This is a genomic window from Flavobacterium cupriresistens, from assembly GCF_020911925.1.
GTDB lineage: Bacteria > Bacteroidota > Bacteroidia > Flavobacteriales > Flavobacteriaceae > Flavobacterium > Flavobacterium cupriresistens.
On the sequence record NZ_CP087134.1, the window covers coordinates 3,552,401 to 3,564,160 of the forward strand.

General features: G+C 36.3%; 8 protein-coding genes. 1 reads left to right on the top strand and 7 read right to left on the bottom strand.

The features are described from left to right. Positions 1–387: 387 nt before the first annotated feature. The 7 genes from LNP23_RS15155 to LNP23_RS15185 all read right to left on the bottom strand — a co-directional run bounded on the left by LNP23_RS15155 (position 388) and on the right by LNP23_RS15185 (position 10,836). Positions 388–3,486: an efflux RND transporter permease subunit gene (locus LNP23_RS15155; RefSeq protein ID WP_230001834.1), complete on the bottom strand. Its 3,099-nt coding sequence runs from the start codon at positions 3,484–3,486 to the stop codon at positions 388–390. A 56-nt stretch (positions 3,487–3,542) separates the two neighbouring features. After that, a complete protein-coding gene (locus LNP23_RS15160; protein ID WP_230001835.1) occupies positions 3,543–4,808 on the bottom strand; it encodes a carbohydrate porin in 1,266 nt (421 codons plus the stop codon). Between the two features lie 4 nt (positions 4,809–4,812). Then, a complete protein-coding gene (locus LNP23_RS15165) occupies positions 4,813–5,898 on the bottom strand; it encodes an efflux RND transporter periplasmic adaptor subunit (RefSeq protein ID WP_230001836.1) in 1,086 nt (361 codons plus the stop codon). 12 nt (positions 5,899–5,910) lie between these two features. Further along, positions 5,911–7,158 (bottom strand): TolC family protein, encoded by a 1,248-nt coding sequence (locus LNP23_RS15170; RefSeq protein WP_053004246.1) that lies wholly within the window; start codon positions 7,156–7,158, stop codon positions 5,911–5,913. A gap of 84 nt (positions 7,159–7,242) precedes the next feature. Beyond that, the gene (locus LNP23_RS15175; RefSeq protein WP_230001837.1) at positions 7,243–8,604 is read right to left on the bottom strand and encodes a sensor histidine kinase; all 1,362 of its coding nucleotides are present in this window, start codon (positions 8,602–8,604) and stop codon (positions 7,243–7,245) included. Beyond that, on the bottom strand, positions 8,601–9,281 hold the full coding sequence (locus tag LNP23_RS15180) for a response regulator transcription factor (RefSeq protein WP_230001838.1): 681 nt from the start codon (positions 9,279–9,281) through the stop codon (positions 8,601–8,603). The genes LNP23_RS15175 and LNP23_RS15180 overlap by 4 nt, the downstream gene beginning before the upstream one ends. Before the next feature lie 466 nt (positions 9,282–9,747). Continuing rightward, the gene (locus LNP23_RS15185; RefSeq protein WP_047776573.1) at positions 9,748–10,836 is read right to left on the bottom strand and encodes a M42 family metallopeptidase; all 1,089 of its coding nucleotides are present in this window, start codon (positions 10,834–10,836) and stop codon (positions 9,748–9,750) included. Positions 10,837–10,917: 81 nt separating this feature from the next. On the opposite strand from LNP23_RS15185, the gene LNP23_RS15190 reads away from it, so the two are divergent. Beyond that, positions 10,918–11,601 carry a DUF4294 domain-containing protein gene (locus LNP23_RS15190; RefSeq protein ID WP_047776575.1) on the top strand — a complete coding sequence of 228 codons (684 nt, stop codon included), beginning with the start codon at positions 10,918–10,920 and terminating at the stop codon, positions 11,599–11,601. The last annotated feature ends 159 nt before the right edge of the window (positions 11,602–11,760 follow it).

Here is an 11,760-nt window from a genome sequence, read left to right on the forward strand (position 1 = left end):
AAAGTTTTAATGAGAAAGTAGAAAAAAAGCTTTGAGACTCCATGACATTTCGAGAAACCCAAATTGAAAAGTGGAAAACAGAAGGGTAAAACTTAAAAATAAGAAGAGAAAACTTAGCGGCTTGGCGTTTTTGCGAGACTGTTAAAGCGAGAAGTTAGGAAATTGGCACTTTATGACCTTTTTTTACACGCAGATTTAGCAGATAGCAAGGATAAAAAAATCCGCCAAAATCTGCTAAATCTGCGTGCTATTTTATTTTAGCATTTCCCGCCCCTTAAAGACATTCTGTAAAAGTCAACAAGTCTTTATTATCTGCCACAGATTAAAAAGATTGGAAGGATTTAGATAAAAAAAACCACTCCGAAAGAGTGGTTTTTTTGAAGTTGTTTATTCAATCGGTACGTGTTTTTTACGGTTGAAGACCCAGAAGATAATCGGAAACACTAATAAGGTTAAAATCGTGGCGGTAATCAATCCTCCAATAATTACGATGGCCAATGGTTTTTGTGATTCAGAACCAATTCCTGTTGAAATGGCTGCGGGCATTAAACCTATAGAAGCCATGAGGGCTGTCATTACAACGGCTCTTGTTCGTGCTTTTACCCCCATAAAAATGGATTCCTCGAGGCTAAACTTCGCCTTTAGATTATGATGGAATTCCGAGATCAGAATAACACCATTCTGAATACAAATTCCAAGTAGAGCAATAAAACCAACCCCAGCCGAGATCCCGAAGTTCATACGGGTAAGATGCAAAGCAATAATACCACCGATAATAGCAAAAGGAACATTAGCTAAAACCAGTAAGGAATCTTTAATATTTCCAAAAAGGATAAATAACAAGACAAATATCCCGATTAAACTTATGGGAACAACTTGTGCCAAACGCGCACTGGCACGAACCTGATTTTCAAATTCTCCCGTCCATCCGGTAGTGTAACCTTGTGGTAGTTTCATTTTGTCTACTTTTTGCTGTGCTTCGGCAATGGTACTTCCTAAATCACGATCGCGAACAGAGAATTTAACCCCGATAAAACGTTTGGTATTGTCTCTGTATATGAAAGCCGGGCCTGTAATGGTCTTGATGTCTGAGATTTCTTTTAAAGGAATTTTAATACCACTAATCGTCGGTACTTTTATTTCTTCTAAATCTTTTTCGTCTTTTCTGTATTCTTGAGAAAAACGAACTCTTACATCAAATTTTTTCTCGTCTTCGTATTTTTCTGTGGCTGTTTTTCCTCCAAAAGCAAGTTCAAGTACCGCTTGGGCATCGCTCAATGTAACACCGTAGGCTGCCATTTTTTCTCTATCCAGAATAACACTGATCTCAGGTTGTCCCACATTTCGAAGAATTCCGGCATCTTTTATACCGGGAATGTTTTTAATTTGGGCCAATACTTCATTGGCCAGTTCATCGAGTTTGTTAAGATCATCACCGTATATTTTTACGGCATTAGAAGCTTTAAATCCTGCTACAGATTCGGCTACATTATCAATAACGGGTTGTGAATAATTATAGGTAATGCCTTGATGGACTTTTAATTTTTGATCCATTTGATTGATCAGGTCGTCCATCGTAATTTTTCGCGTCCATTCTGCTTTTGGTTTTAGATCAACCTGAAGCTGAATAAACCCAAAACCGTTTGGATCGGTTCCATCATTACTTCTTCCGGTTTGTGACAGCACTTTTTTTACTTCGGGAAAGCTTTCGAGGTCTTTTCGGATCATAGCAGCTGTTTTCACACTTTCGGGAAGAGAAGTACTCATTGGTAATTCTGCGGTTACCCATAAGGCGCCTTCGTTTAATTGGGGCAAAAATTCAGTTCCAAGAAAAGTTGCAGAAAAGAAAACGGTAGCCAATAAAACGATTGAAGCAATTAGTGTTTTGGCTTTGTGTTTGAAAGTCCAGGCAAAACCTTTACCTACTATCCGGTCCCAAAAGTTGACAAACGGATTGTGCTTCTCTTTTACATTTTTATTTAAAAGGATATGGGATAAGACCGGTACCAATGTCAAAGTAAAAATTAAAGCTCCCATTAAAGCAAATCCTAAGGTATAGGCGAGGGGAGAGAACATTTTCCCTTCTACTTTCTGAAAGGAGAAAATAGGTAGTAAAGCGGTAATAATGATTAGTTTAGAAAAGAAGATCGCTTTTCCCATTTCGGTTCCGGTTCTTTTAATCAGACTGCCTTTCGCTATTTTATTAAAAGCGGTCATTCCTAATTGATGCGCCCGACGGTCTAAAACAACAAACAATCCCTCAACCATTACGACGGCACCATCAATGATAATTCCAAAATCGACGGCTCCTAAACTCAATAAGTTGGCACTCATCCCCATCATTTTGAGGCATAAAAACGCAAACAACAGCGACAGCGGAATAACGATAGAAACGGTAAAGGTAGTTCTCCAGTCGGCCATAAAAAGAAAGACGACACAAGTAACCAGAATAATACCCTCAAATAAGTTGTGCATTACCGTTTCGGTGGTGAAATTCATCAGATTATCACGATCATAAAACGTTTCTAATGTAATGTCTTTTGGAAGGATATTGTCGTTAAGATCCTTTATTTTGGCTTTGATGAGTGCCAGAGTTTCCTGAGGATTCTCACCCTTACGCATGACAATAATTCCTTCAACCGCATCATCATTATCCCCAATTCCGGTTTGTCCGACTCTTGGCATTGAACTTTCATTTACTGCCGCTAAGTTTTTAACCAAAATTGGATTTCCTCCTGCATCGTCAACAATAATATTTTCAATATCCGGAATAGATTTCAATAACCCTACACCACGGACTACAAACGCCTGTCCGTTTTTTTCAATTACATCACCACCAACATTTAGATTTCCTGCATTGACTGCATTATAAACCTGAAGAGGAGTAATGTTGTATTTGGCTAATTTTATCGGATCAACGGCTACTTCATAAGTTTTAGTCTGCCCTCCAAATACATTTAGATCGGCAACACCGGGAAGGGAGCGCAGTTGTTTGTCGATCACCCAGTTTTGATAGGTTAATAATTCCCTGCTGTCTCTGCTTTTACTTTTTATAATGTATCTGAAAATTTCTCCTGTTGGACCATATGGAGGCTGAACGTCCGGTTCGACATCATCGGGTAATGACACATTTTTTAGGAGATTGTTTACCTGAAAACGGGCAAAAGTATCATCGACACCATCATCAAAAATGATTTTGATAACCGATAAACCAAACATGGTAATACTGCGGACACTGGTCTTCTTTTGTACCGAGTTCATCGAAATTTCGATAGGAGAAGTAACAAAACGTTCCACTTCCTCAGCACTTTTCCCGTTCCATTGTGTGATGATAATGATCTGTGTATTAGTTACATCAGGAAAAGCATCAATAGGCATGGTTTTGAAAGAAATAAATCCTGCAACGGCCAGTAATCCCACCCAAAAGAAGGTAAATGCTTTGTTCTTTAGCGAGAAAGCAATAATGTTTTTTATGAATTTGTTCATTTTAAAAAGTATTTTTAATGATGAATTTTATGTTTTAATTCGTTTTATAATTGGCCTTAGAATTCGGTATGAAAACGCAATGCGAAAAATTGTGCTGGCCCTCTATCCTTATTATAAGCCGGATTTAATGCAAATTGATAATCGGGCGAAAGCGTAAAATGGGTTTTGGGAATTGCAAAGGAGTAAAAAACTTCTACGATTTTTTCCGTTCCATAATTTAAAGTACCATCACCAATCATAAAACCATTTCCTCCTAGTCTTTGGTACTCTTCATGAGGCTTGGATAGTCCGTTAACCACTAGTGCGATTCCGCCAAAATCTTCTTTACGGTTCCACATTTTTCCTTTTAGATTCATTCCCAAGGATGCTGATCGGTCAATTTCGGTAAAGGCCCAGGTTTCATTTTTACCATCATTATAACTCATTCGGGCAAATAATCCCCAATTGTCTCCATGTGTGTAATCGGCATTGAGACCGATGCCATATTTTGTGCGACCATTTTTACGGGTACTTTTAATATCCGGTGTTGTTATAAAATTAGAGTTGGCCTCATCGTAATTTCCCATTCCGGCTACATTGCGAAATCCTAATAATTTAATAACGCTGGTATCAGAATTGGCAAACGTTATTTTTTTCTCAATCTCCAGATTAAAAGCATTCGAATCATCAAAGCTAAAGGCTACATTTGGACCGTTGGCATAGGTGGGTACTGCTACCATCGCCGTTCTGATTTGCCAGGTATCAAATTGATAATTGGCATAAAATCCAACGGTATATCCTCTGGTATTTGCTGCATAATCCCAAGCTCCATTGGCCATTAATGACCAATTTAAAAACTGGGTTCTGGGATCATGAGAGTACGCATTTCCATCAAAATAATCAGACAATCCAAATTTTCCAAAAACGAATTGCAGTGATTGATTGTTTTTTAATTGAAACTGCTGCTTCAAAAGCATTCTTGCCACATATACGACCGGTTTTGTATCTCCGATTCTGAAGGTTTCTCCGTTAGGAAAGCCCCCTAAACCTCTTGCTTGAGACAGCCCTTCACCTCCTGACATTTCGGGATTAAAGGTAACTGTTGCTCCTTTCCACAGAGGGACATCCAAATATAGAGTTGATGTTAAGGACAAGGCTTTTTCTTCTTTTGGACTTAAACTGTTTGTTCCTTGATAAGGAGAATGAAAAGCCGGTTGGTATTGGTATATTGATGTCATTTGAAATTTCAGACTATAACTGCGTATCGAATCTCTTTCCTGCGAAAAAGATAACGCAGAAAACAGGAAGATTCCGAAACTTGTTATAGTAGTTACTTTTACCATCTGGCTAATTGTTTAAGGCACCGTATATAAACAATTGATTGTTGGTGATTACCTTTTCGTTTTCTATTAGTCCGCTCGAAATATAGGTTACGTCACCAACTACTCTATACACGTCCACTTTTCTGGTTTCAATATTGTTACGGTCTTTAAAAATCACGACAAAGTTTTTGCTCTTATCAAAAACGATTGCTTTACTTGGTACGGCTATCATAGACTCATTTTCGTCGAAGGATAATTTTATGCTGGCATTCATATCCGGTTTTAATAAGTACCCCGGATTGCTTAATTTTATACGTGCCTGCATGGCTTTGGTTTCAGGATCGATCACATTATAGATCTTGTCCACTTTTCCTTTAAAAACCTGATCGGGATAACTTAGCGTAGTTACGGCAGCAGCAGTGCCCAGTTTTACTTTATTGATGTCAATTTCGTTAATGTTAGCCATGGCCCATACTTCGCTAATTTCGGCGATATCAAAAATGTTTTCAGTGCGATCATTTCTCAAAAGCATGTCCTGATTAATGCTTTTTTGAATGATAAAACCGCTTATCGGAGCAGTAACTTCATAAATAGAACCGGCTTTGATATTGTAAATTTTATAGGTTTCCTGAATTTTACTGACTTGCGACTGCGCTTTATTTACTTCCGATTTTGCTTGCAAGACATCGCTCTCTGAGTTTAACTTCCCGTCATATAATTCCTGAGCTACTTTCAGGCCGTTTTTGGCTACCAATAAATCATTTTTGGCATCTATAGCCTGTTTTTCGAAGTCGGCAACATCAGTACTTTTTATCGAGGCTAAAACTTGTCCCTTTTTTACATAGTCTCCAAGTTCAACATTCACTTTTAATACACTTCCGCCAACAAGCGGGTAAACGTCTATCATTTTGTTGTTGTCGGCCGTAATTTTACCATAAAAACTCAATACATTTTTTACGGGTTGTTTTTCTGCCGGTGCAGTAGTGGTTGTTTTTAGCATGGCATCGCTCAGTACAAAAGAAGTATTGGTATCGGGATTTTCAACTTCTTTTTTGCAGCCGGTTATGGATAAACTTACAATCGCAATTCCTATAATTAGTTTATGTTTCATCTTTAGTTTGTTTTAAAATAAGTCTTTATTGATAGTGCTATTTAATTCTTCACCGGAAAGGGCTACCTTTTTCTTTATTTCGTTTACCTGAATGGTGGCCTGATTGTAACTTTCCATAAAATCGGTAAATTCTAAAATACTGATGTTTCGTTTTTGAAAATTGGCCAGGATTCCATTGTAAACCGCTTCAAAGTCAGCATTCACCGTTGGTTTTATCACGCTGTAATTTTTTCGTGATTCGTCCCACTTGGTCCAGGCCGATGTGATTTCGGTTTGTAATTGCAATTCAAAATTTTGTTTGTCAATTTTTGATTGTTCCAGAATCGTTTGTGCGTATTTGATATTTCCTTTGTTTTTGTTCCAAAGAGGGAGTGGAATCCCAATAGTCAAGTTACTTTCTTTATTAAAAGCACCACTGCGCTGATCATAGTTGGCTCCTAGAGTAAGGTCAGGAATAGATAGTGATTTTTGCCATTTTACATTTATTTCGTTGGCATCAATTTCTTTTTGTTTGGCCTGATAGTCCGGTCGATTGGCAATGGCATCGGTTTCGAATTTCTTTAAATCGAAGTCAATCGTTTTAAGATACTTATCAAATTCTTCTTTGGAAACTACAGGAATTACATTTTCAGTCTCATTTAATAGTAATTTTAAGTTGGCCTGTTCGTCAATGTTATCATTTACAGTTTCCATTCTTGCATTTTTAAAATTTAGAAAAAGAGATTGCAAGCGAACAACATCTTTTAATGGAACATTGCCTTTTTGAGCCTGAATAGTATAAGAATTGATCAAATCTTCCAGATGAACGACTTGTTTGTCTGTGGTTTCCAGATTCTTGATATTGAAATAAACAGTATAAAAACTTTTGCGTAATTGAAGTTTTAATGTTCGCAGAAGATCGTTAAATTGAAGTTCTGCCAGTTGTTCATTGGTTTTAGCCAGTTTTACTTCATTGCGTTTTTTTCCGCCTAAATAGATGAGTTGTTCGATTCCAAAAGCCTTTTGCCCTTCTTTTCCAATATCAAAATACTGATTCCGCTCCGGGTTATAAGCATTCAATTCAGCTGTAAGAGTAGGGTTATCCCAAATTCGGGCTTGAATGGTCATGGCTTTTGACGCATCAATATTGTATTGAGAAGCCAGTAACAAGAGATTCTTTTTTAAAAATTGAGCCTCACAGTCTTGAAGGGTGACCGTTTTTTGAGCCATTGCAGCCTGATTAAGCATTGCGAATAGGAGTAATGCAAATAACTTTTTCATTGTATCATTTTTAGTTTGTACAAATATGCTATCGACAGACTTTAAGACACCTTAAAATCTACCTTAAAAATAGCTTAAAATTACTTACAAATGAAAAGTTAATCGAAATAAATTCGTGTTAGTATTTGATACTGAGTAGCTTATGGTTGCTTTGTGTAGCGTGAGGATTCGTTGAACAATTCGCAATCCAAGGCCAAATCCGGTTGTTCCTTTTGAATTTTCTCCACGCATAAAAGGCTGAAAAAGGTTTTTTTGCTCTTCTTCGCTTAAGGTAATTCCGGTGTTAGAAACAGAGAGAATTAAATGATGGTCGTCTGCACTAATTTTAACTGTTGCCTGTTTATTGTCTGAGTATACACAGGCATTTTTGAGAACATTGCTCAAGGCAATTTCGAGTAAGTTTTTATTTCCTTTTATTTCTAAAGCGGTATCGAGGTTTTCATTTTCTTCAATTTCAAATAGAATTACAAAATCAGGAAAACTTTTATTCAGATTTTCAATAGCAGAAAAGAGGATTTCATCCATGCGATGTATTTCTGTATTTTCACCTCTGTTGGTATCTACTTTAGACAAAATCAATAAGGAGTTAATCAGTTCTGTTAATTGATTTACGTCCGCTAATATATTGGTTAAAAAGGACTTATTTTCAACACTCGTTTTAGGATCTGCAACAGTATTTTCGATTTGCGAAGTAATTCTGGACAGTGGAGTTCTGAGTTCATGCGAAGCGTTTGCCGTGAATTCTTTCTGTTTTTGATAGGAGACTTCAATTCTGTCCATCATGAAATTGAATTCGTTGGCAATCAGATCAATTTCGTTTTTATTGCTTTTAGACTCAATACGAGTATCGAGATTGTTCTCGTTTATATTTTTTATTTTTTGATGAAAGGAATTCAGAGGATTCATCAGCTTTTTTACGGTAAAAGAAGTGATAATCCAACACAGACAGGTAAAGAAAAGATAAGATACGATTAAGGTATAACGCAGAAAAAGCAATTTCTTTTTACCAAAATTATCAGTTGCCGAAATCAACGCATAAAAATCACGGTCGTTGGTATCGTAAAAAACGCCGTATACTTCATAATCACCTTGTTGTTTGAAAAAGGTTTTGTTCTTTTTTAAATACTTCAGATCATCAACAGACCATTTTATTTTGGCATCATCAATACTGCTGTAGATTAATTTGTAGTTAGAATCAAAAACCAGCGTTTTTTCGTCGTATAACTTATTAATGGAGTTCTGATCGATAATTTTAAGCAACTGATTGTCGATTTGCTTGACGTTTACCAGAAGTTTAATGTTTGATAAAGCCTTAATCTCTAACCGGTCGCGGAATTCTTCTTTTCTGTAATTGGAATATAAAATGAATATCACAGTCGAAGCCAAACCAAAAAGGATGGTAAACAGCAAACTGACTAATAGCGATATTCGATTTTTTAATGTCATTCCTGATCACTTAAATAATATCCGTAGCCAATTTTGGTACGAATGAGTTTTGTTTCGTGGTCTTTATCAATTTTTTTTCTTAAAAAATTAATGTAAACTTCAATAGTGTTCTGATTGGTTTCGATGTGATAGTCCCAAAGTTTTTCGGCTATAAATTGTTTAGACAGCACTTTGCCTTTAGCATGAGCCAAAATTAAGATGAGTTTAAACTCTTTTGGGGTTAGTTTTATTTCTTCGCCGGAGCGAAAGACTTTCATTTCTTCTTCTTGAATTTCTAAATCCTTAATAAGAATCTTTTTTTCGGTTTGTTGCGGAATGTCCTTTCGTCTTAAAAGCGAAGCTATTCGGGCATATAGTTCTTCAAAATGAAACGGTTTTACCAGATAATCATCGGCGCCATTGTCAAAAGAAGCGAGTTTGTCTTCGATTTCGCTAAAAGCAGTCAGCATAATTATAGGCGTTTTTTTGTCGACTTGGCGAATGCCTTTGCAAACGTCAATTCCCGTTGTTCCGGGTACATTGATGTCCAGAATTATTAAGTCGTATTCGTTTGGAAGGTATTTTTTTAACAATAAGGAGCCATCGTAATAGGGAAAACACTCGAATTCTTTTGAGGTAAAGAATGTTGAGATTTCTTTTGATAAAGTAAAATCATCTTCGAGTAGTAAAATTTTCATGTTCTTTTTATATTGGTTAATTCGGTTATCCGATGTTTGTATCGAATAACCGAACCAATGTTTTATGAGTCTCAAATAGAAGTTTAAAACGATGTGTTTTTATCTATTTATAAAAATATTTTTGCCACGAATTTCGCCAATTGGCACGAATTAATTAGTGCAATTAGTGCAATTTGTGTCTAATTTTTTTGCCACAGATTAATAAGATTGAAATGATTTGATTTGTGTAGATCAATTTAATTCTATCTTTTTTTCACGCAGATATAGCAGATTTAGCGGATTTTTTATCATTGCTTTGGCGAAAATCTGCCTAATCTGCTAAATCTGCGTGCCATTTTTATTTAGCACCTTTGAATTGCTTTAACTTTTTATCACGTTGAATTAGCAGATTCTAACAAAAGAACTGATAAAAAATCCGCTTAATCTGCTAAATCCGCCAAATCCGCGTACCATTTTTTTACATCCCCTATTTGAAATACGAAAATGTTTCGTTGTTTTCGATTTTCAATATAGATTCATAAATCAACTGAATCACATTTTCAACATCTTCTCTGTGTACCATTTCTACAGTAGTATGCATATAACGTAAAGGTAATGAAATCAAAGCAGATGCTACACCACCGTTGCTATACGCAAAAGCATCTGTATCGGTTCCTGTAGCGCGCGAAGAGGCATGACGCTGGAATGGGATTTTGTTTTCCTCAGCAGTATCCACAATTAAATCGCGTAATTTATTTTGTACTGCAGGAGCATAAGCAATTACAGGACCTTTCCCCATTTTTAGATCACCTTCTACTTTTTTGTCAATCATAGGAGTTGTCGTATCATGGCACACATCAGTGACTATGGCTACATTCGGTTTAATCGTTTGTGCAATCATTTCAGCACCACGAAGACCAATTTCTTCCTGAACGGAGTTTACGATATACAAACCAAAAGGAAGTTCTTTTTTGTTTTCATGAAGCAAACGGGCTACTTCGGCGATCATAAAACCACCCATTCTGTTGTCGATGGCGCGACACACAAATTTGTTTTCGTTCAGAATCATAAATTCATCAGGATACGTAATTACACAGCCCACATGAACTCCCATTGCTTCAACCTGTTCTTTGGTCTCACAACCTAAATCAATAAAAATATTGCTGATTTTTGGTGTCTCTTCTTTATCACGTAATCGGGTATGAATGGCCGGCCATCCGAAAACCCCTTTTACAATTCCTTTTTTAGTGTGAATATGCACTCTTTTTGAGGGAGCGATTTGGTGATCAGAACCACCATTTCTGATCACATATAGTAATCCGTCATCAGTAATATAGTTTACATACCATGAAATTTCATCTGCATGTCCTTCAATAACCACTTTAAAAGGAGCATCAGGATTGATAACTCCAACGGCTGTGCCATAGGTATCAGTAATAAAGGTGTCTACATAAGGTTTCAGATAATCCATCCAAAGTTTTTGGCCTTCGCTTTCGTAACCGGTAGGTGAGGCATTATTAAGGTAGCTTTCAAGAAAAGCTATAGAGGTATCTTTTAAGATAGATTTTGTGCTCATAGAAAATTTTTTGCGCTAATTTATAAATTTGGTATTAGAGTTGTATATAAATATATAATTTTACATTTAAATTATGACTCCATGAGATTTACCTACTTTATTTTATTTTTTATATTGATTAGTTTTAAAAGTCAAGCCCAGGTTACCCCTAAAGAGAATCAGGAAATGGGCTATATATTGACCGAACAGGATACTATCTTAAATGATACTATCGAATTGCCGGAGATTATAATTTCTAAAGAGAAGCTGGATCCCGAGGCACAGAAGCAATTTCTTATTCTGCAGAATCGGGTTTATAAAACCTATCCTTATGCTAAAACAACCGCAGACAGGCTTACTGCTTTAAATCAGGGAATGGCACGTTTAAAAACAAATCGCGAAAAGAAAAAGTATTTCAAAATCGTTGAGGATTACCTTAACAATGAATTTGAAGACCGACTTAAAAAACTTTCCAGAAAACAAGGACAAATACTCGTAAAACTCGTTCACCGCCAAACCGGAACCACGACCTTTGACCTTATCAAGAATTTAAAAAGTGGTTTCAAAGCATTTGTATCCAATACGACAGCTAATTTATTCGATATCAGCCTAAAAAGAGAGTACAAGCCCTATGAAGTAAACGAGGATTATTTGATCGAAACCATACTCGTCAGAGCCTTCGAATCGGGTAGATTAATCAATCAAAAGCCCGCACATCCCGTTGATTACGATGATTTGAGTAATCATTGGCAGGAAAAAGCAAAAGAGCTCAAAGCAGCAAAATAAATAAACACATCTATTTAAAAAGACTTACCGGATTAATTTTTGGTAAGTCTTTTTTTTGGATAAAACTTTAATATTTGGTTTTCGTAATAGGTATATTCTTTTTCTAAGACAGGTTCGGTTCTTTTTTTACCCTGCTGCCGATGCTGTTGTAAGATCCCG

Bases quoted from the DNA above. Each gene is read 5' to 3' on its own strand.
- LNP23_RS15185 (WP_047776573.1), bottom strand. From the start codon at position 10,836: ATGAGCACAAAATCTATCTTAAAAGATACCTCTATAGCTTTTCTTGAA.
- LNP23_RS15160 (WP_230001835.1), bottom strand. From the start codon at position 4,808: ATGGTAAAAGTAACTACTATAACAAGTTTCGGAATCTTCCTGTTTTCT.
- LNP23_RS15155 (WP_230001834.1), bottom strand. From the start codon at position 3,486: ATGAACAAATTCATAAAAAACATTATTGCTTTCTCGCTAAAGAACAAA.
- LNP23_RS15190 (WP_047776575.1), top strand. From the start codon at position 10,918: ATGAGATTTACCTACTTTATTTTATTTTTTATATTGATTAGTTTTAAA.
- LNP23_RS15175 (WP_230001837.1), bottom strand. From the start codon at position 8,604: ATGACATTAAAAAATCGAATATCGCTATTAGTCAGTTTGCTGTTTACC.
- LNP23_RS15180 (WP_230001838.1), bottom strand. From the start codon at position 9,281: ATGAAAATTTTACTACTCGAAGATGATTTTACTTTATCAAAAGAAATC.
- LNP23_RS15165 (WP_230001836.1), bottom strand. From the start codon at position 5,898: ATGAAACATAAACTAATTATAGGAATTGCGATTGTAAGTTTATCCATA.
- LNP23_RS15170 (WP_053004246.1), bottom strand. From the start codon at position 7,158: ATGAAAAAGTTATTTGCATTACTCCTATTCGCAATGCTTAATCAGGCT.